Here is a 20,351-nt window from a genome sequence, read left to right as displayed (position 1 = left end):
GCGTCAGGGCCCTGCGCAGAAGGCCGCTACGCGCTCCCACAGACCATGCCCCAATGCCCAGGCCGAGGCTGCAGCCAAGCCGAAGCCGGCCAGGCGAACCGCGAAGCTGCTGCCCCACACGCCCGCCGGCCCACCAAGCCGCAGCCACAACGAAGAAGCCGCCCACAGGCCGGGAGATGACGCCAGTGCAAAGACCGCCATCACAGCTGCACCGGCGGCCGGCGTGCTGGCCAGTGCGGCCACGATCAAGGCCGACTGCAGCAGCCCGCAAGGCCAGGCCACCCACGTCGTGCCCAGCACCGTGGCACGCACCGGCCCCGAGACGCGTTGCCAGCCGGGTGGTGGGGCCACCGCCGACTGGCGCATGGGCCATGCAGACATCCACGCTGGTTGCGTGCCGCGCCACAACAGCCACAAGCCCGCCGCCAGCGCCGCCACATGCAACATCGTCCACAGCGGGCGCAGCACCGGGGCGGCTTCACCCAACACGCCCAAGGCCGCCACGCTGGAAGCGGCCAAGGCCCCTGCGGCGGCGTAGCCCAACACACGGCCCAGCTGAAAGCCCAAGCCCAATCCCGCGGCCCCGGCTTCTCCACGCGTGCAGCTGCGAGTGGCTGCGCTGCTGGACGCACCGCACATCGCCACGCAATGCGGTATGCCGGCCGCGCCCATCAGGGCAGCGCTCAGCACCAGGCCCGCATCGACCATCAGATCACCCGCGAGTAGCGCTCGCGCACCCGGTCGGCCTGCAAGTGTTTGTCGAACACCATGGCCACCGCCCGCACGAAGTACCAGCCGAGGCGGGTGACCTGCACGGCGCCCGGCGCCATCTCAACCAGGCCTTGCGCTGCCAGTGCTGCGAGCTGCGCCAACTCGGCGCCAAAGTACTCGCGCATCTTTACCAGGTGGGCTTGCTCGAAAGGCTCGAACTCCACCCGGCCCTGGCACATCAGCGCCATGATCACCGCCCGGCGCAGCAGGTCGTCGCGCGTGAGTGCGAGGCCGCGCACCACAGGCAGCGCGCCCTGGTGCAAGGCGTCTTGGTACTCGGGAAGGGTCTTGGCGTTTTGCGTGTACACCGCCCCCATTTGCCCGATGGCCGAAACACCCAGGCCGATCAGGTCGCACTCGGGCTGCGTGCTGTAGCCCTGGAAGTTGCGGTGCAAGCGGCCCTGGCGCTTGGCCACCGAGAGCGAGTCGTCGGCCAGCGCGAAGTGGTCCATTCCGATGTAGGTGTAGCCCGCGCGCTGAAACTCGCTGATCGCGCCGCTGAGCATCAGCACGCGGCTGGACGCTTCGGGCAACTCGCTGTCGTGAATTCGGCGCTGCGGCTTGAAGCGCTGCGGCAGGTGGGCATAAGCGTAGAGCGCGATGCGGTCGGGCCGCAGCGCGGTCACCTGCTCCACGGTGCGCGCAAACGAGGTGGGCGTCTGCAGTGGCAGGCCGTAAATGAGGTCGACGTTGATCGAGTCGAAGCCCTGCTCGCGGGCGCTGACCATCAGCGCTTTCACCTCATCGTGAGGCTGTACTCGGTGCACCGCACGTTGCACCCGCTCGTCGAAGTCTTGCACCCCAAAGCTGATGCGGTCGAAGCCCAGCGTGCGCAGATGGGCCAAGCGCTGGGGGGTGACGGTGCGCGGGTCGACCTCGATCGACAGCTCGGCGCCCGCCACCGGGTTGAAGTGGCGACGCAGTGAGTTCATCAGGCGCGTCAGCTCTTCATCGCTGAGGAAGGTCGGCGTGCCCCCGCCCAGGTGAATTTGCGACACCGCGGCGCGTGGCCCCAGCACCTGGGCATACAGCGCTATTTCGGTCTCCAGCGCAGCCAGGTAAGGCTCGGTGCGGCCATGGTTGCGCGTCACCACCTTGTTGCAGGCACAGTAGTAGCACACCGATTCGCAAAACGGGATGTGCACATACAGCGACAGCGGCGGCCTGGCGCCCACGCTGCCCTCGGCGCGCTGGCGCAGCGCACGGTGCAGGTCATCGGCGCCGAAGGCCTCAACGAAACGATCGGCTGTCGGATACGAGGTGTAGCGCGGGCCGCTCACGTCGTAGCGCTGAAGCAGATCGGGGGTCATGGCCATGTCGGCTGCGGCTTGAGGGGTGAGGCTGGGTGTGCTCATGCCCTGAACTTTGCCCAGCCCCGGCGGTCAGCGGCTTGACCTGGATCAATCGGCGGCGTGGCCAGGCTGCTCAGAATGCCGGCATTCGATGGAGCACCTCATGAACCCGGCCGACCACTGCCCTGCCCCGCTGGCCGAAGCCGACCCTCTGCTGGTCGCCTGCTCAAGTTGCAAGCTGCGCGAGCTGTGCCTGCCGGTGGGCATGTCCAAGGCCGACATGGATCGCCTGGACACCCTGGTCACCCAGCGGCGCAACGTCGCCCGCGGCGAATCGCTGTTTCGCAGCGGTGACGGTTTTCACGCGCTCTATGCGGTGCGCACGGGCTTCTTCAAGACCTGCATCTATGCCGAAGACGGGCGCGACCAGGTCACCGGCTTCCAGATGGCGGGCGAGCTGCTGGGGCTGGACGGCATAGGCACCGAGCTGCACAACTGCAATGCCATTGCGCTGGAAGACTCGCAGCTGTGCGTCATCCCGTACACACAGCTCGAAACCTTGTCGCGCGAGTTCGGCGAGCTGCAGCGCCAGTTCCACAAGATCATGAGCCGCGAGATCGTGCGCGACCAGGGCGTGATGCTGCTGCTGGGCAGCATGCGGGCCGAAGAGCGCCTGGCCGCCTTTTTGCTCAACCTGGCGCAGCGGCTGCATGCCCGCGGCTTCTCGGCCACCTCGCTGGTGCTGCGCATGACGCGCGAAGAGATCGGCAGCTACCTCGGCCTGAAGCTCGAAACCGTGAGCCGCGCCTTCTCGCGCATGCAGGAAGACGGCGTGCTGAGGGTGAAGCAACGCGACATCCGCATCCGCGACACCGAGGCCTTGCAGCGCATCGTCAACAACGCGCGCTGCTGAGCCTGCCTGCACTCAAAACGGGTCGCGCGGGTTGAGCTCGTCGGTCTTGCGCATCAGCAAGGCCGTCAGCGCACCTGAAGTGGCGGTGGCCACCCAGCACAGCAAGAAGGTGACGGTATAGACCGCCTGCTTGGGCCAGGCGATGGGTGCACCACCAAACCACTGCAGGTCGCCGGGGTCGACCACCGCGAAGATCAGCATCTCCAGCACACCCGCCATCAGAAAGGCGGGCCACAGGATCTGCAGGCCGCGCTGAATCACGGCCGCTGCGGCGTGGCCGCGTGGTTGCGCGCCTTGACCGCCGGGGCGAGTGAGGCATTGGTTTCATTCACCACGACTGGCGCCAGCGGGCCGATCACCGGGTCGATGTTGCGCAAGGCGATCCAGCCGCTGAGCGTGGCGGCCACCACCACCGAAGCCGGCCCGCCCACCACCAGCCACATCGTGCCCACCCGCCACCACGGCAGGGACTCAGGTTCATCGGCTTGCTGGGTCTCGTTCATGTGAGTCTCCGGTGGGAATGATGTTCAGCGGGGGACGACAAAAGTGGATTTCTCGCGCACCGCGGCGCCGACCTCGTCGCCGCTGGGTAAGCGCTCCACGCGAAAGTGCATGGCGTGGGCACCGGGGCCGAGCGTGCGAGCTGCGTTCGCGGGCAAGACCACGCTGAGGGGCAGCCAGCGCGCCTGCGCCGGCCCGAGCTCGATGTCGGCGCGCGAGCTGATGCGCCCGCCCGCCAGGTCTTCCAGCTGCACGCGGTAGCGCTGCACCGACTCGGTGGCATTCATGAGCTGCAGGCGGTAGACGTTTTCGACCGCACCGTCGTCCACCAGGCGCGCCATGCTGCCGCGGTCGCGCACCACGTCGACCCGGAAGGGGCTGCGCAGGGCCAGGCTGGTGACGAAGGCAATGCAGATGAGCGCCAGCACGCCGGCGTAGATCAGCACGCGCGGGCGCAGCACGCGCCGCAGCGTTTGCGAGCGGCTCCATCGGTTCACCAGCCCGTTCTGTGTGGCGAAGCGGATCAACCCGCGCGGGTAGTTCATCTTGTCCATCACGCCGTCGCACACATCCACGCAAGCGGCGCAGCTGATGCACTGGTACTGCAGCCCGTCGCGAATGTCGATGCCGGTGGGGCAGACCTGCACGCACAGCTTGCAGTCTATGCAGTCGCCCAGGCCCAACGCCTGCGGGTCGGCGGTGCGCGGGCGCGAGCCTTTAGGGTCGCCGCGCTGCTCGTCGTAGCTCACGATCATGGTGTCGCGGTCGAACATGGCGCTCTGGAAGCGTGCGTAGGGGCACATGTACAGGCACACCTGCTCGCGCAGGAAGCCGGCGTTGCCGTAGGTGGCGAAGCCGTAGAACAGCACCCAAAACCATTCCCATGGGCCGAAGCCCAAGGTGAAGGCTTCGGCCCACAGCTGGCGGATGGGCGTGAAGTAGCCGACGAAGCTGAAGCCTGTCCACAGGCCTATGCCCAGCCACACCGCCTGCTTGCCCGCCTTGCGTGCGAACTTCTGCAGCGACCAGGGTGCGGCGTCGAGGCGCATGCGCGCAATGCGGTCGCCTTCGATGCGGCGCTCCACCCACAGGAAGATCTCGGTGTAGACCGTCTGTGGGCAAGCGAAGCCGCACCACAGCCTGCCGGCCACTGCAGTGAAGAGAAACAGGCTGCCAGCGCTGATGACCAGCAGCACCGTGAGGTAGATGAAGTCTTGCGGGTGCAGCACCAAGCCGAAGATGTAGAACCTGCGTGAGGCCAGCTCAAACAGCACCGCCGGCCGGTCATTCCAGGTCAACCAAGGCAGGCCGTAAAACACCAGCTGGGTGACCCACACCATCGCCCAGCGCCAGCGCGCGAACAGGCCGCTCACCGAGCGCGGGTAGATCTTGGCCTGCTTCTCGTAGAGCCAGACCGTGTCGCCCTCGACCGGCTGTATCGGGATGACGCGTCGCGCCGATTCAGGGGTTCCTGTCATGCCGCTCGGCTACTGCGCCGCTGCCACGTTGCTGTGCGAAAGACTCCACACGTAGGCGGCGAGCACGTGAATCTGCTCGGGCGTCAAGCGCGAGCCGTGGGCGGGCATCACATTGGTCTTGCCGTTGTTGATCATCGCCGCAATGGCGTCTTCACCCCAGCCGTGCAACCACACTTTGTCACTGAGATTGGGAGCGCCCAGTGCCTGGTTGCCGACACCGCCCACCCCGTGGCAAGCGGTACAGACAATAAATTTCTCGCGCCCGAAATGCGCTTGAATGCTGTTGTACGGGCTGCCCGACAGGCTCAGCACATAGTTGGCCAGGTTGCGCACGTCTTCAGCGCTGCCCACCGCCGCCGCCATGGGCGGCATCTGGCCTTGGCGGCCCTTGGTGATGGTTTCCTTGATGGTCTCCAGAGAGCCACCGTACAACCAGTCGTTGTCGGTCAGGTTAGGGAAGCCCTTGCTGCCGCGTGCATCTGAGCCATGGCATGCAGTGCAGTTGTTGAGGAACAAGCGCTCGCCTATGCCCATGGCGGCCGGTATGCGCGCCAGGGCTTCGGCCGGTTGAGTGGCGTACTGGGCATACACGGCGGTCATCGCCTTTTCGGCCTGGGCTTGCTCGGTGCGGTATTCCTTCTCGCTTGTCCAGCCGAGGCTGCCTTCGCTGCTGCCCAGGCCCGGGTAGAGCAGCACGTAGCCGAAGCCGGCAAACACCGTGATCACGAAAAGCAGCATCCACCAGCGCGGCAGCGGGTTGTTCAGCTCGATCAAGTCGCCGTCCCACACATGGCCGGTGCTGTTGTCGTCGGCCATCACTTTGCGGCGGCTGGCCACGACCAGCAAGGCCAGGCAGGCCAGCATCGAGACGATGCTGGCCACGGTGATGAAGGTCGACCAGCCGCTGCTGAAGAAGTCGCTCATGACCGTTCTCCGGCACGAGGGGCGATCGCTGTGCGTTCGTCTGCAAAGGGCAGCATGGCTGCCTCGTCGAAGCGGCCGCGGTTGCCGCGCGACCAGGCCCAGATCACGATGCCGATGAAGCAGAGAAACGAAGCGACAGTGACGACGATGCGCAGGTCGTTGACATCCATGATGAAAGCTCCTTGGTTCACTTGAGCGCCGTGCCCATGACCTGCAGGTAGGCCACCAGCGCGTCGAGCTCGGTCTTGTCTTTGACGGCCTCGCTGGCCCCGGCAATCTCGGCATCGGTGTAGGGAACGCCCACGCGTCGCAGTGCCCTCAGGTGCAATGGCATCTCGGCGGCGTCGACGGCCGCGCGCTCCAGCCACGGGTAGGCCGGCATGTTGGACTCGGGCACCAGGTCGCGCGGGTTGTTCAGGTGCAGGCGGTGCCAGTCATCGCTGTACTTGCCGCCCACGCGGTGCAGGTCGGGCCCGGTGCGCTTGCTGCCCCACTGGAAGGGGTGGTCGTAGACGAACTCGCCTGCCGTCGAGTAGTGGCCGTAGCGCAGCGTCTCGGCGCGGAAGGGGCGGATCATCTGCGAGTGGCAGTTGTAGCAGCCCTCGCGCGTGTAGATGTCGCGCCCGGCCAGCTGCAACGCGGTGTAGGGCTTGAGGCCAGGCACCGGCTCGGTCGTGGAGCGCTGGTAAAACAGCGGCACGATCTCCACGATGCCACCCACCGCCACCACCAGCAAGATGAGCACGATCATCAGGAAGTTGTTGGTCTCGATCTTCTCGTGGCTGAAGGTCGGAATTGGTTTGTCGTTGTGGGCCATGGTCTGGTCTTTCGAGGTCAGGCTTGCGCCGGCATGACAGCGGGAATCACAACCGGCAGCGACTTGCCCTGCAGGGCAGTCATCACCACGTTCCACGCCATGATCAGCATGCCGCCCAGGTACAACAGGCCGCCGCACAGGCGCACCACGTAGAACGGGAAGGTGGCCTTCACGCTTTCAACAAAGCTGTAGACCAGCGTGCCATCGGGGTTGACCGCGCGCCACATCAGGCCCTGCATCACACCGGCGATCCACATCGCGGCGATGTAGAGCACGATGCCGATGGTGGCGATCCAGAAATGCAACTCGATGGCCTTGACGCTGTGCATCTTGGTCTGGCCAAACATGCGCGGCACGATGTAGTAAAGAGTGCCCATCGAGATGAGGCCCACCCACCCCAGCGCGCCGGCGTGCACGTGGCCTATGGTCCAGTCGGTGTAGTGGCTGAGCGCGTTGACGGTCTTGATCGACATCATGGGCCCCTCGAAGGTGGCCATGCCGTAGAACGACAGCGCGACGATCAGGAACTTGAGGATGGGGTCGTCGCGCAGCTTGTGCCAGGCGCCGCTCAAGGTCATCACGCCGTTGATCATGCCGCCCCAGCTGGGCGCGAGCAGGATCAGCGAAAACACCATGCCCAGGCTTTGCGCCCAGTCGGGCAGCGCGGTGTAGTGCAGGTGGTGCGGGCCGGCCCACATGTAGGTGAAGATCAACGCCCAGAAGTGCACGATCGACAAGCGGTAGCTGTACACAGGGCGCTCGGCCTGCTTCGGGATGAAGTAATACATCATCCCGAGAAAGCCCGCCGTGAGCAGAAAGCCCACCGCGTTGTGGCCGTACCACCACTGCACCATGGCGTCTTGCACACCGGCATAGGCCGAGTAGCTCTTGGTGAAGCTCGCGGGAATCGCCGCGCTGTTGACGATGTGCAGCAGGGCGATCGCCAGGATGTAGGCGCCGAAAAACCAGTTGGCCACATAGATGTGGCGCACCTTGCGCATGCCGATGGTGCCGAAGAACACCACGGCGTAGGCCACCCACACGATGGTGATCAAGATGTCGATCGGCCACTCGAGCTCGGCGTATTCCTTGCCCTGCGTGTAGCCCATGGGCAGCGAGATGGCTGCGGCCACGATCACCGCCTGCCAGCCCCAGAAGGTGAACATGGCCAGCTTCTCGGCGAAGAGCTTGACCTGGCAGGTACGCTGCACCACGTAGTAGCTGCTGGCAAAGAGCGCGCAGCCGCCGAACGCGAAAATCACGGCGTTGGTGTGCAGCGGGCGCAGGCGGCCGTAGCTGAACCACGGGATGCCGAAATTGAGCTCGGGCCAGGTGAGCTGCGCGGCGATGACCACGCCCACCAGCATGCCCACCACGCCCCATAGCACGGCGGCCAGTGCGAAGTTTCGAACCACGCGGTCGCTGTAGACCGGCGCTGCGGAAGAAGGGTTCATCGACAAATCCTGGGTTCAGATGCCATGCCGGGATTGTTGTTTTGGCCGGCCCGATCAGGCTTGATCCTGATCAACTGCGGGCCTCGGCGGAGGGTGGACCGGCTCGTCTTCCAACACCCGCCAGCCCTCGCGCTCCAGGTCGTCGAACTGGCCAGCGTTCAACGCCCAGCCAAAAAGGCCGATGAGTGCCAGCACCAGCAAGACCGACAGCGGCAGCAAGAGGTAGAGGCTGTCCATGGCGGCGTACAGCCTTCAGCGAGACAGGCGCAGGGCGTTGAGCACCACGCCCAGCGAGCTGAGCGCCATGCCAGCGCCCGCAGCCCACGGAGGCAGCAGGCCGATCAGCGCCAAGGGCACGCACGCCAGGTTGTAGGCCAGCGCCCAGCCCAGGTTCTGGCGCATCACGCGCACGGTGCGCAGCGCCAGCGCGCGAGCGGCAGGCACCTCGCTGAGCCGGCTGCCGAGCACGATGAAGTCAGCGCGCGATTGCGCAAGCGCGCTGCCATGCGCCAGTGCAAACGACACGTCGGCCCGCGCCAGTACCGGCCCGTCGTTCACGCCATCGCCCACCATCAGCACGCGATGCCCCTGGGCTTGCAATTCGCTCACGGCCTGCAGCTTGCGTTCGGGGGTGGCGCCACCCATCGCGTGCGACAGCTGTAGCCGCTCTGCTATGACCTGCACACTGGCCGGCGCGTCGCCAGACAGCAGGTGCAATTGCAGGCCCTGGCGCTGCAAGGCAGCCACTGCAGCCATCGCGCCGGGTCGCAGGGATTCGTCGAACTCGAAGCGGGCCTGCTCCTGCGGCAAGCCATCGACAGGTGCGCACGCGACCACGGGCCGCTGGGCCGCGGTGCCGATGCCCGCCCACGCGGAGGAGCCGAGGCGCCACATGCGCCCCTGCGCATCACGTGCTTGCATGCCCTGCCCCGCCACTTCGCGCACCTCGCGCCAGCCGCCCGGTGCGGCCGGCAAGGCCTGCACCAGCGCGCGCGCCAGCGGGTGTTGCGACAGCGCGGCCAGAGACGAGGCGCAGGCCAGCATCTGCGCGCGGTCGGCCTGCGGGTGCAAGGCGATGTGCGCCAGCACCAGGCGGTCTTGCGTCAAGGTGCCGGTCTTGTCGATGCAGGCGGTGTCGGTGCGGGCCAGCGTCTCCAGTGCGGCCAGTCGCTGCACCAGCACGCCCCGCCGCGCCAGGGCACCGGCGGCGCTGAGCAAGGCCGCTGGCGCGGCCAGCGACAAGGCGCACGGGCAGGTGACGATCAGCACAGCCACGGCCACGGTGAGCGCGCGCGACGGGTCGATCACGCTCCAGGCCGCAGCCGCCATCGCGGCCAGCAGCAACACGCCCCACACAAAGGGGCCGGCCAGGCGATCGGCCAGGCCCAGCATCGCAGGCCGTTCGGTCAAGGCGCGCTGCACCAGGTCGACGATCTGCTGGTAGCGCGTGCCCTCGCCCACGCAGCGCAGGCGCATCACCACCGGTGCGCCCACGTTGACCGTGCCACCGGTCACGCTGTCACCCGGGCTGCGCTCCACGGGCCGCGACTCGCCGGTCAGCAGGGCTTCGTCGACCTGGGTCACGCTGCCACCGACCAGCTCACCATCGCCGGGAAAGGCTTGCCCTAACGCCACGCGCACCTGGTCACCCACGCGCAGCGCAGAGACGGGCACGGTCTCGCTGCTCCCGTCTTCAAGCACGCGCTGCGCACGTTCGGGCAGACGCTGCAGCAGCTCGTCCAGCGCCTCGGTGCTGCGCACGCGAGCGCGCGCTTCCAGCCAGCGGCCCGCCAGCAAGAAGGTGACAAACATCGTCATCGAATCGAGGTAAACCTCGTGCCCCAGCGGGCCGCCCGGGTTGAACGACGACACCGTGCCGGCGAGAAAGGTGATCGCGATCCCCAAGGCCACAGGCACGTCCATGCCGATGCGGCGGCGGCGCACGGCCACCCACGCGCCCTTGAAGAAGGGGCCAGCCGAAAATAGCAGCACCGGCAGGCTCAGCACCCAGGCGCCCCAGCGCAGCAAAGCATTGAGGTCGGGCGCCATGTCACCCGGCGCCGCCAGGTAGATCGGCGTGGTGAACATCATCACCTGCATCATGCAAAAACTCGCCACGAAGAGGCGCCACAAAGCCTGGCGCGCTTCGCGTTGGTGGGCGGCCTGCAGGGCTTCGTCTTGCACGGGCAGTGCGCGGTAGCCCGCGGCCTCGACGGCGGCAGCGAGCAGCGCGACATCGGCCAGCGCCGGTTGCCAGCGCACCCGCGCGCGGCGGCTGGCGGCACTCACGTCGGCCTGCACCACCCCCGGTACCGCCCTCAAGGCGCTTTCGATCACGCCCGCACAGGCGGCGCAGTACATGCCGTGCAAGGCCAACACGGCCTCTGCAGGGGCTTGCATGGGCAGCTCGAGCGGTGCCGCAGGGCTGAAGGCATGGGCGTGCATCCCCGCACTCTACGAAGCCTAGGCTCAGGCGGGCATGACGCAGATCAAATGCGCGGCCTGCGCTGCGGATCAGCCATGCACCAACGTTTGATCCAGATCAGCGACAGGGCGTGCGAGCACTCCTACAGTTTGACCGGGAGTATTCAAAAGTGATTCAACCTGATCTCAAGACGCTGCTCGATCAAAGCGGCCTCGCACCCTTGCGTCTGGCCGGGCGCACCTTGCTGCCCATCGTGCAAGGCGGCATGGGCATCGGCGTTTCGGCGCACCGGCTGGCGGGCAACGTGGCGCTGGCCGGCGGCGTGGGCACGCTCAGCTCGGTCGACCTGCGGCGCCACCACCCCGACCTGATGGAGCGCACGCACGGCCTGGGCGTGGGCCCTGCCGCCAAGGAAGCCATCAACGCCGCCAACCTCGAAGCGCTGGAGCGCGAGGTGCTCGCCGCGCGCGACCTGGCCGGTGGCTATGGCTTGCTGGCGATGAACGTGATGCGTGCCGTGAGCGACTACACGGCCTGCGTGAGGCGCTCGCTTGAGGCGGGCATAGACGCGATCGTCGTCGGCGCCGGCCTGCCGCTCGACCTGCCCGAGCTCGCCGCCGACCACCCCATGGTGGCGCTGGTGCCCATCTTGTCGGATTCGCGTGGCGTAAACCTCGTCATCCGCAAATGGGAGCGCAAGAAGCGCATGCCCGATGCCATCGTGATCGAACACCCGGCGCACGCAGGCGGCCACCTCGGGGCGGCCAAGGTGGCCGACCTGAACGACCCCCGCTTTGACTTCGAGCGCGCCATACCCGAGACGCTGGCGATCCTGCGCGCCGCAGGCATCGAAAGCAGCACCCCCATCATCGCGGCGGGTGGCATACGCAGCCTGGCCAACATCCGGCGCGTGCAATCGCTGGGCGCAGCCGGCGTGCAGCTCGGCACGCCGTTCGCCGTCACGCATGAGTGCGACGCCCACATCAATTTCAAGCGCGTGCTGGCCGAGGCACGCGAAGAAGACAAGGTCGAATTCACCAGCGTGGCCGGCCTGCCTGCACGCGCCGTGGCCACGCCTTGGCTGCTCGCCTACCTGAAGGCCGAGCCACGCCTGCAGGCCGTGGCACACGTCAAGGCCCGCTGCACCAAGGCCTTCGACTGCCTGGCCCAATGCGGCCTGCGCGATGGCAAGGCCGACTGGGGCCAGTTCTGCATCGACCAGCAACTGGCCGCCGCGCTGCGCGGTGATGTGAAGCACGGCTTGTTCTTCAGCGGCCGCGGCGCCCTGCCCTTCGGCCAAGAGATTCGCAGCGTGCGTGAGCTGCTGACCCGGCTGATGGGCGGGGAGCTGGCGCCTGCGTACTGACCACAGCCACAGGGATCTGAGCGCATGACGACCATTGCTTCCCCCCCGGGCCACAAGACACTTGCTGCGCAGACCATCTGCGAAGAGGTGCTGATCGAAAAATATGCCAAAGGCGATGAAACCAGCATCGACGACGTGCGCCGCCGTGTCGCCCGCGCGCTCGCCGAAGCCGAGTCGCCGCCGACCCGCGCGGAATGGGAAGCCCGTTTCCTGCAGGGGCTGCGCGATGGTTTCATCCCGGCAGGGCGCATCCATTCCGCGGCGGGCACCGCGCTCACCGCCACGCTGATCAACTGCTTCGTGCAGCCGGTGGGTGACTCGATCGCGCAAGACGACGAAGGCCACCCCGGCATCTACACCGCGCTCACCGAGGCCGCTGAAACCATGCGCCGCGGCGGCGGCGTGGGCTACGACTTCTCGCGCATCCGACCCCGCGGAGCGTGGGTGGGCAGCACCCAGTCCAGCGCCTCGGGGCCGGTGTCGTACATGCGTGTGTTCGACCGCTCGTGTGAGACGGTGGAGTCGGCCGGCTCGCGCCGCGGCGCACAGATGGGCGTGCTGCGCTGCGACCACCCCGACATCGAGGAATTCATCCATGCCAAGGACAAGGGCGACCTGCGCAACTTCAACCTCTCGGTCGGCCTCACCGACGCTTTCATGCGGGCCGTGCACGACGACACCCCGGTCGATCTTGTCCATCGTGCCGAGCCCGGCCCGGAACAGATGGCCGCCGGCGCCCATCAGCGGAAAGACGGGTTGTGGGTCTACCGCACGCCGCCCGCGCGCGAGCTGTGGAACCAGATCATGCGGTCGACCTACGACCACGCCGAGCCCGGCGTGCTGTTTCTTGACCGCATCAACACCGACAACAACCTGTCGTACTGCGAGTCGATCGCCGCCACCAACCCCTGTGGCGAACAGCCGCTGCCGCCCTATGGCTGCTGCTGCCTCGGCTCTATCGACCTCACGCGCTTCGTGCAGTCGCCCTTCGAGGCCGACGCACGCTTCGACGAGGCCGGCTTCACAGCGCTGGTGCGGCTGAGCGTGCGCATGCTCGACAACGTGCTCGACATCACCTTCTGGCCGCTGGCGCGCCAGGCCGAAGAGGCGCGCAACAAGCGCCGCATCGGCCTCGGTTTCACCGGGCTGGGCGATGCGCTGGTGATGCTCAACCTGCGCTACGACACCGCACCCGCACGCGAAGCCGCCCGCCGCATTGCCGAACTGATGCGCGACGCGGCCTACGACGCGTCTGTCGATCTGGCCGGTGAGCGTGGCATGTTCCCCCTCTTCAATGCCGACCTCTACCTCAGCCGCGGCACCTTTGCGTCGCGCCTGCCCACAGCACTGAAAGAGCGCATCCGCGAGCGAGGGCTGCGCAACTCGCACCTGCTGTCGATTGCGCCCACCGGCACCATCAGCCTGGCCTTTGCCGACAACGCCAGCAACGGCATCGAGCCGGCCTTCAGCTGGAGCTACACCCGCAAAAAGCGCGAGGCGGCCGGCACCTTCAAGGCGTACGCCGTCGAAGACCACGCGTGGCGCCTGTATCGGCATCTCAAGGGCGAGCACGCGCCACTCACGAGCGCTTTCGTCACCGCCCTGCAGATGAGCGCGCTGGCACACGAAGAGATGGTGGCGGCCGTGGCGCCCTATGTAGACACCGCCATCTCCAAGACTGTGAACGTGCCGGCCGACTACCCGTACGCCGAGTTCCAAGACCTCTACTTCAGCGCCTGGAAGTCGGGGCTCAAGGGGCTGGCAACGTACCGGCCCAACGCCGTGCTGGGCTCGGTGCTGAGCGTGGAGCCCGCGGCCCTGCCCGCGCTAGACCCGATGCAACTCAACCCACGGCTGGCGCTTGAGCGCACGCCGCAACCGGTGCTGGCCTCGTTGCGCTGGCCTGGGCGCCCCGAGCTGCCCGGGGGCAACCTGGCCTGGAGCTACATGCTGCGCCACCCCTTCGGCGAATTCGCCCTCTTCATCGGCGACCTGCCCGACGAGGGCAAGCCCGCGCCGTTCGAGGTGTGGGTCAACGGAGCCGAGCAGCCGCGGGGCCTGGGCGCGCTCGCCAAGACCTTGTCGATGGACATGCGCACGAAAGACACCGCGTGGCTGCGCCTGAAGCTCGACGCGCTCGCCACCGTGCAGGAAGAGCGCGCCTTCGACATGCCCTTTCCGCCCTCAGGCGAGATGCGGCGCTTCCCCGGCGTGGTGGCCGCCACGGCGGCGGTGATCCGCTGGCGTTGCGAGCAGTTGGGCTTGTGGTCGCCCGGTAGCAGCAGCACCCCGGTGCTCGATGCCATGTTCAGCCGCAGCGAGCCGCAGACGGGGCCCAATGGCACGCTCGCTTGGTCGGTGGACGTGCACAACCCGGCGAGTGACGAAGCCTTCACGCTCACCCTGAAAGAGGTGCAGCTGCCCGATGGCCTGGGCGGTGGCGCCACGCGCCCCTGCGCGCTCGGCTTCTCAGGCAATTACCCGAGAGCTCTGGACGGGCTGGCCCGCATCCTGTCGCCGGACATGCGCGTGCTCGACCCTGCGTGGATCGGCATGAAGCTGCGCAAGCTGCTGAGCTACGCCGAGCCGCTGGGGCACTTCATGGCCTTCGTGCCAGGGCTCGCGCATGGCCAGCAGCGGCAGCAGACCTGGCCGTCGACCGTGGCCTATCTGGCGCGGCTGATCATCCACCGCTACGCCATGCTGGGCTTGCTCGATGAAGCAGGCTACCCGCTGCGCGAGATGGGCATCCTGCAGCAACCCGAGGGCATGGCCTTCGATGCACCGGGGCCTATGGCCGGCGCCCGTTGCCCCGAGTGCGGCAACGACACGTTGATCCACAAAGACGGCTGCGATTTCTGCACCGCCTGCGGGCACATCGGCAGCTGCGGGTGACGCGTGGCTCGCATTCGCCTTGTGCGCTGCCACTCCGGCCTGGATGTGGTTTGCGGCATGCGCGCTGTTCACAGATCAGTGCTCGAGTCCGCTATTCTCCGCAAAAATGCCAGCCCAACAGGGCGCTGCAGCCGACGCGAAAAGCCCGCCGCTGAGCTTCGACCTTAGCCCGCAACCTGGGACAACGATGATCCGAACGTTCCTCACCATGTTGCTGTGCGCAGCCTTCGTTTCGCTCAGCCTGCCGGCGATGGCCGAAGGTGATTGGCCTGCACTCGAAAGCGACGAGCCGCTCATCGTCGTTGTCCACTCCGCGCAGGATTGCCCGTTCTGCAAGACCTGGCGCGAATCTGACTCTGGGCTGGCCGTCGCCAAAAAACTTATGCAGAAGTGGCCTCTTCTGCAAGTGGTAATCGTTGAGCGCAAGAGTATCCATGCCAGCGAGACCGAGTCGCTCTACCCACGGTCGTTGCGGTTCCTGTACGAGGCCCGCAGGGAGCGGTATCAACTTGCCCCAGCAACGCCAATGTTTGAAATCGTGCGGCGTGAGCAAGTTATTTACCGCAAGAGTGGCCTGCCGGGCTGGACCGACGGCATCCTCCCAACTTTGAGGTCGCTTGAAGCGAACAGGGCCGCTGTTTCGGCTGCGAGTCCCGCTTCAGGCCCGCGGCAATAGGTGCACGAGGAAACCTGATTTGCGAAGGACCTCAGCCAAGCTCCGTTCGGGCTGAGCCTGTCGAAGCCGGCGCTGTGCACCGCGCACCCTTCGACAGGCTCAGGGCGAACGGAGTTCTGCTGCGGCAACGACACGCTGATCCACAAAGACGGCTTCGACTTCTGTACCGCCTGCGGTCGCATCGGCAGCTGCGGGTAACACGCCGGCACCTTGAGGCAGCGCAAGCTTTGCGCAAAGGCTTGGGCAAACGCGGCGGCGCGGTAGCGGTGTTTCGTCGGCCTCCTTGAGGCACATCAATGCGGCGCGGCGCCATGTGTCTATGGTTCAGACCACACATACCCGACCGATTCATTCAACCAAGGAACACCTCGTGACCTCGAGCCTGCGCCCTCTCTTGCTGAGTGCCTTCCTCGCCTGCAGCCTGAGCCCCCTGGCCCTGCATGCAGCCGAGAAGACAACTGCGCCCGCCCGCTCTACGGGCGACTTCGGCCCGCCTCAAGGCGCGCCTATACATGCCGTGCTCACCAGCCCGCCGTTGGTGCCGCCGCCCACCAACCGCACCAAGCCCGCAAAGGTGCTCGTCGAGCTGGAAGTGGTGGAAAAAGAGATGCCCATCTCCGAAGGCGTGTCGTACACCTTCTGGACTTTCGGTGGCACCGTACCCGGCAGTTTCATCCGCGTGCGCCAGGGCGACACGGTCGAGTTCCATCTCAACAACCATCCCGATTCCAAGATGCCGCACAACATCGACCTGCACGGCGTCACCGGGCCGGGCGGTGGCGCGGCGTCGAGCTTCACGGCGCCGGGTCACAGCTCGCAGTTCACCTTCAAGGCGCTCAACCAGGGCTTGTACGTCTATCACTGCGCCACCGCGCCGGTAGGCATGCACGTGGCCAACGGCATGTACGGGCTGATCCTGGTCGAGCCGCCGGAAGGGTTGCCGCCAGTGGACAAAGAGTTCTACGTGATGCAGGGCGACTTCTACACCGTGGGCAAGTATCGCGAGAAAGGCTTTCAGTCCTTCGACATGCAGAAGGCGATCGACGAGAACCCGACGTATGTCGTGTTCAACGGCGCCGACACCGCACTCACCGGAGACAACGCGCTAAAAGCCAGCGTCGGCCAGAACGTGCGACTGTTCGTCGGCAACGGAGGACCGAATCTGGTGTCGAGCTTCCACCTGATCGGCGAGATCTTCGACAAGGTCTGGTTTGAGGGCGGCACCCGTTACCAGGAGAATGTGCAGACCACCTTGGTTCCCGCAGGTGGCGCCATGATCGCGGACTTCCACCTGGAAGTGCCGGGCAGCTACGTGCTGGTCGACCACTCGATCTTCCGAGCGTTCAACAAGGGCGCACTGGGCATCCTGAAGGTCGACGGGCCGGAGAATCCGGCGATCTATTCCGGCAAGGAAGTCGACTCGGTGTACCTGGGTGACAAGGCGGCGAGCCTGGCGTCTGTCTCGACTGCTGCCAAGTCCGCCGCGGCCGGCACGCTCTCGCCTGCGGAACAGATTGCTGCCGGCAAGTCGCTGTTCACCGGCACCTGCTCCGTCTGCCACCAGGAAAACGGCGCTGGCCTGCCGGGCGTGTTCCCGCCTTTGGCCAAGTCCGACTATCTCGCCGGCAGGAGCAACGAGGAAATCATTCGCGTCGTGCTCAACGGCCTGACCGGGCCGATCAAGGTCAATGGCCAGGACTACAACTCGGTGATGCCGGCGATGAGCCAGCTCACCGATGACGAAGTCGCGAACATCCTGACCTATACGCAGAACAGTTGGGACAACAAGGGCGGTCGCGTGACCAAGGATGACGTGGCCAAGGTGCGCGCCGCCACCCCGCGCAGCGAAGGCGCGGCACACTGAGACTGTGAAGCACGCATGGATCCTGGCGCTGCTGTTCGCCCCCACCCTCGGCCTTGCGGCCGCGGGTGAGTGGGCGACGCTGCCCGGCAACGAGTCCTTCACTTCCATTCTCGACTACGAGGACAGTGACGGCAAGGTTCGGGTCGCGCCGTTCGAACTGATGGCGCGGCCGGTGAGCAACGCGCAGTTTCTCGCCTTCGTCACCGCACATCCCGATTGGCGGCGCGGTGCAACACCCTCGATATTTGCCGAGAAACGCTATCTGGAACACTGGAGCGGTGTGCTCAGCCTGGGCGTTGCGACCAAGCCGCAACAGCCGGTGACGCGGGTCAGTTGGTTTGCGGCCGAAGCCTACTGCGAAGCTCAGGGCGCGCGACTGCCGACGTGGTCGGAATGGGAATACGCGGCGGCGGCCGACGCCACGCGTGTCGATGCGCGCAGCGATCCGGCCTGGCGCGAGCGCCTCCTCACCTGGTACGCCAAGCCCTCGAACCAGGCGCTAGCCGACCTCGGACAAGGCGCACCGAACTTCTACGGCGTGCAGGACTTGCATGGCCTGGTGTGGGAATGGGTCGAGGACTACGCCGCGATGCTGGTGTCCTCCGACAACCGCCAGCAGTCCGACCCGGATCTGCTGCAGTTCTGCGGTGCCGGCGCGATCTCAACCGATGACCGTGAGAACTACGCCGTGCTGATGCGTATCGCGATGCTCTCCGCGCTGGAGGCCGAGGACACCACCGGCAATCTCGGCTTTCGTTGTGCCCGCGACGTCCAGAGACCGTCCCCATGATGCGCACTGCCGCGGCCTCGCTGCTGCTTGCGCTTGGTGCCGGTGTCGCGTGCGCCGCGGAGGCGCTGCCGCAGGATTCAGTGTTTCTGCTGAAGGCACGTTTCAGCGACCAGACAGGGACGGAGTTCCGCCTCGCGGACCGGCGAGGACGGCCGCAACTGGTGGCGATGTTCTACACCTCCTGCAAATACGTTTGCCCGCTGATCGTCGACAGCGCCAAGGGCGTCGAGCATGCCTTGACGCCCGCCGAACGCGGACGGCTCGCGATCCTGCTGGTCAGTCTGGACCCGGCGCGCGACGACACTGCGGCGCTTAAATCGGTGGCGGACAAACGACGACTGGATCCGGCGCGCTGGACTTTGGCGCGCTCCGATGAGCATCAAGTACGCAAGCTCGCGGCGCTGCTCGGGGTACGCTACCGCGCGCTCGCCGACGGCGAGTTCAACCACACCAGCGCGCTGGTGCTGCTTGACGCTGACGGTCGCAAGCTGGCGAGCAGCGCGCGCCTGGGTGCGACTCCGGAGCCTGAATTCCTCGCGGCGGTGCGAGCTGCCGTTAGCAGCGACCCTGCGAACACAGTCCAAGGGCTGAACGAGGAGTAGCCGCGTGGCGCCATGGCGTGCCTGGCTTGACGCCAGTCAAGGCGTCGTCCGCTTCGAGTACCCAGCATGGCCGCAACATCAACTGCCATCGAGGCCATCATGCGTATCATCACTCCCTTCGCTCTGCTCCTGTTCTCCAGTCTGTCCCATGCTGGCAACTGCGTCATCGACCTCAAAGCCGACGACCAGATGAAATTCGACCAGGCCAACGTCACCGTGTCGGCCTCGTGTCCGAGTATCGAGATCAGGCTCACCCACACCGGAAAGCTGCCGGTGGCGTCCATGGGCCACAACGTCGCGATCTCGCCGACCGACGTTTACCTGGCCGTGGCACAGGAAGGCATGAAGGCCGGCGCGGCGTCTGACTATTTGCCGCTGGGCGACAAGCGCGTGATTGCGCATACCGGCCTCATCGGCGGCGGCGCCAGCATCACGGCCAGCTTCGCCGGCAGTGCGCTCACCCCTGGCGGCGACTACACGTTCTACTGCTCCTTCCCCGGCCACTGGGCCATCATGAAGGGCAAGCTCGTCGTCGAATAGCCGGACTGGCACTCGCCCGTCAATGCCGCGCAACAGGTGCTTTATTGCGCCTGCCGCGCATCGCGACCGATTGGCACCGCTACTTCGGCGCCGAGTGCCAGCGAAAGCCGGCGAAACGGCCTATTCGCCTCCCACTCCGCCAGTTGTAAGTCCGGTGTCACCCTTGTGGATTGATCGCGTTGGCTCGGATTCCCGGCCCTCGCGCCGTTGGTGCAAGGTCGCTCGCACGGACGCGAACCTGTGGTTCGCAAGCGTCTGTGCTTGCCCCTACCACTCCGCCAGAGTTCAAAAAATCCCCTGTTTCATGGGCTTTTTTGTTAACCGTCCAATCGTGTCACGCCTTTGTCCGTGCGGGACGAGAGCTCGGCTTACGCGATCAATAGCCGGTGGTCGGCGGCCACTTTGTCTGCCTCCGGTGCGGGCAGCGCGGCCTCGGTGGCAAATTCAGCCCAGCGCGCAACGGCTTGCATTACCTGATCAAGCAACGTGGGCATTCGGGGAACGCTGAATCTGTCGCCAACTGCCGTCAGGTCGGCACGACGGATGTCGTCGAACTTGCCGTTGACACTCATCAGATGTTGGTAGGTCCACTCGCCGTCAGGGTTGTACGCATGCGTGACATCGAATGCCGGTGTCAGCTCCCAGGAATGACCCTCCCGCAACAGGAACGCAAAGTTCTTGGTGTGATCGTCGCAATTGCGTGCCATGACATTGAATGCCATTCGCAGGAATAGCTGCGCGCGCGATCGATCGTCCAGACCCAGCCGCTCGGCGACCAGGAACAGGGTTTCGTAGGCGTGCGTGCCGCGCTGCTTGTAGTCGAGATGCTGCATTGCGCACAGCGATTGCACGTGGTGCTTCTTGGTGCCATCGCGATCGAAACGCTTGGTCATGAAATGCGCGCGGCCGTTTTCCTCCAGTAGTCGGCAAGAATGCATGTCGATGCCGGCCGCCTGCGCCATCCGATGATAGGCAAACTCGATCCGTCCGTAATTGGCACCCGTGCCGAGCTCAAGGTCTTTGCCTACGCCATCGAACTTGAG

20 protein-coding genes are annotated in these 20,351 nt (G+C 66.1%); 8 read left to right on the top strand and 12 right to left on the bottom strand.

From position 1 onward, the window contains the following. Positions 1–3 precede the first annotated feature (3 nt). Both AC30QB_RS13880 and hemN read right to left on the bottom strand, forming a co-directional pair. Positions 4–708 (bottom strand): sulfite exporter TauE/SafE family protein, encoded by a 705-nt coding sequence (locus AC30QB_RS13880; protein WP_489546819.1) that lies wholly within the window; start codon positions 706–708, stop codon positions 4–6. Beyond that, entirely contained in the window at positions 708–2,126 is a 1,419-nt protein-coding gene (gene hemN, locus AC30QB_RS13875) for an oxygen-independent coproporphyrinogen III oxidase (RefSeq protein ID WP_489546818.1), read from the bottom strand. Before hemN ends, AC30QB_RS13880 begins: the two co-directional genes overlap by 1 nt. A gap of 100 nt (positions 2,127–2,226) precedes the next feature. On the opposite strand from hemN, the gene fnr reads away from it, so the two are divergent. Further along, positions 2,227–2,976 (top strand): fumarate/nitrate reduction transcriptional regulator Fnr, encoded by a 750-nt coding sequence (gene fnr / locus AC30QB_RS13870; protein ID WP_489546817.1) that lies wholly within the window; start codon positions 2,227–2,229, stop codon positions 2,974–2,976. A 12-nt stretch (positions 2,977–2,988) separates the two neighbouring features. On the opposite strand, the gene AC30QB_RS13865 is transcribed toward fnr, so the two are convergent. Genes AC30QB_RS13865 through AC30QB_RS13825 form a run of 9 tightly spaced genes read right to left on the bottom strand, consistent with a single transcriptional unit; the run spans position 2,989 to position 10,550 of the window. Beyond that, entirely contained in the window at positions 2,989–3,237 is a 249-nt protein-coding gene (locus tag AC30QB_RS13865) for a hypothetical protein (protein ID WP_489546816.1), read from the bottom strand. Beyond that, positions 3,234–3,479 carry a nitrogen fixation protein FixH gene (locus tag AC30QB_RS13860; RefSeq protein WP_489546815.1) on the bottom strand — a complete coding sequence of 82 codons (246 nt, stop codon included), beginning with the start codon at positions 3,477–3,479 and terminating at the stop codon, positions 3,234–3,236. The genes AC30QB_RS13865 and AC30QB_RS13860 overlap by 4 nt, the downstream gene beginning before the upstream one ends. A gap of 24 nt (positions 3,480–3,503) precedes the next feature. Next, a complete protein-coding gene (gene ccoG / locus AC30QB_RS13855; RefSeq protein WP_489546814.1) occupies positions 3,504–4,955 on the bottom strand; it encodes a cytochrome c oxidase accessory protein CcoG in 1,452 nt (483 codons plus the stop codon). A gap of 9 nt (positions 4,956–4,964) precedes the next feature. Next, positions 4,965–5,879, bottom strand: coding sequence for a cytochrome-c oxidase, cbb3-type subunit III (ccoP, locus tag AC30QB_RS13850; RefSeq protein WP_489546813.1), 915 nt, complete (start codon positions 5,877–5,879; stop codon positions 4,965–4,967). Next, positions 5,876–6,049 (bottom strand): cbb3-type cytochrome oxidase subunit 3, encoded by a 174-nt coding sequence (locus AC30QB_RS13845; protein WP_489546812.1) that lies wholly within the window; start codon positions 6,047–6,049, stop codon positions 5,876–5,878. The genes ccoP and AC30QB_RS13845 overlap by 4 nt, the downstream gene beginning before the upstream one ends. Before the next feature lie 17 nt (positions 6,050–6,066). After that, positions 6,067–6,696 (bottom strand): cytochrome-c oxidase, cbb3-type subunit II, encoded by a 630-nt coding sequence (gene ccoO / locus AC30QB_RS13840; protein WP_489546811.1) that lies wholly within the window; start codon positions 6,694–6,696, stop codon positions 6,067–6,069. 17 nt (positions 6,697–6,713) lie between these two features. Beyond that, on the bottom strand, positions 6,714–8,150 hold the full coding sequence (ccoN, locus tag AC30QB_RS13835) for a cytochrome-c oxidase, cbb3-type subunit I (protein WP_489546810.1): 1,437 nt from the start codon (positions 8,148–8,150) through the stop codon (positions 6,714–6,716). A gap of 54 nt (positions 8,151–8,204) precedes the next feature. Beyond that, positions 8,205–8,387 carry a cbb3-type cytochrome oxidase assembly protein CcoS gene (gene ccoS, locus AC30QB_RS13830; protein WP_489546809.1) on the bottom strand — a complete coding sequence of 61 codons (183 nt, stop codon included), beginning with the start codon at positions 8,385–8,387 and terminating at the stop codon, positions 8,205–8,207. Positions 8,388–8,402: 15 nt separating this feature from the next. Beyond that, entirely contained in the window at positions 8,403–10,550 is a 2,148-nt protein-coding gene (locus AC30QB_RS13825; RefSeq protein ID WP_489546808.1) for a heavy metal translocating P-type ATPase, read from the bottom strand. 194 nt (positions 10,551–10,744) lie between these two features. On the opposite strand from AC30QB_RS13825, the gene AC30QB_RS13820 reads away from it, so the two are divergent. The 7 genes from AC30QB_RS13820 to azu all read left to right on the top strand — a co-directional run bounded on the left by AC30QB_RS13820 (position 10,745) and on the right by azu (position 19,308). After that, entirely contained in the window at positions 10,745–11,941 is a 1,197-nt protein-coding gene (locus tag AC30QB_RS13820; RefSeq protein WP_489546807.1) for an NAD(P)H-dependent flavin oxidoreductase, read from the top strand. Between the two features lie 24 nt (positions 11,942–11,965). Next, positions 11,966–14,836: an adenosylcobalamin-dependent ribonucleoside-diphosphate reductase gene (locus AC30QB_RS13815; RefSeq protein WP_489546806.1), complete on the top strand. Its 2,871-nt coding sequence runs from the start codon at positions 11,966–11,968 to the stop codon at positions 14,834–14,836. 187 nt (positions 14,837–15,023) lie between these two features. Further along, entirely contained in the window at positions 15,024–15,512 is a 489-nt protein-coding gene (locus AC30QB_RS13810) for a hypothetical protein (RefSeq protein WP_489546805.1), read from the top strand. Between the two features lie 319 nt (positions 15,513–15,831). Continuing rightward, complete coding sequence (gene nirK, locus AC30QB_RS13805) at positions 15,832–17,376, top strand: copper-containing nitrite reductase (RefSeq protein ID WP_489546804.1); 1,545 nt, start codon at positions 15,832–15,834, stop codon at positions 17,374–17,376. Further along, complete coding sequence (locus AC30QB_RS13800) at positions 17,321–18,166, top strand: formylglycine-generating enzyme family protein (RefSeq protein WP_489546803.1); 846 nt, start codon at positions 17,321–17,323, stop codon at positions 18,164–18,166. Before nirK ends, AC30QB_RS13800 begins: the two co-directional genes overlap by 56 nt. Continuing rightward, complete coding sequence (locus AC30QB_RS13795; protein WP_489546802.1) at positions 18,163–18,768, top strand: SCO family protein; 606 nt, start codon at positions 18,163–18,165, stop codon at positions 18,766–18,768. Before AC30QB_RS13800 ends, AC30QB_RS13795 begins: the two co-directional genes overlap by 4 nt. Before the next feature lie 99 nt (positions 18,769–18,867). After that, on the top strand, positions 18,868–19,308 hold the full coding sequence (azu, locus tag AC30QB_RS13790) for an azurin (RefSeq protein ID WP_489546801.1): 441 nt from the start codon (positions 18,868–18,870) through the stop codon (positions 19,306–19,308). Between the two features lie 368 nt (positions 19,309–19,676). Here azu and AC30QB_RS13785 read toward each other — a convergent pair. Further along, positions 19,677–20,351: type II toxin-antitoxin system HipA family toxin (locus AC30QB_RS13785; RefSeq protein ID WP_489546800.1), on the bottom strand; the 675-nt coding region annotated here is incomplete at its 5' end.

The sequence above is a fragment of the Rhizobacter sp. genome, from assembly GCF_046595475.1.
Lineage (GTDB): Bacteria > Pseudomonadota > Gammaproteobacteria > Burkholderiales > Burkholderiaceae_C > Rhizobacter.
The sequence above is the reverse complement of the archived record's forward strand: the minus strand, read 5'-3'. Positions and strand labels throughout refer to the sequence as shown.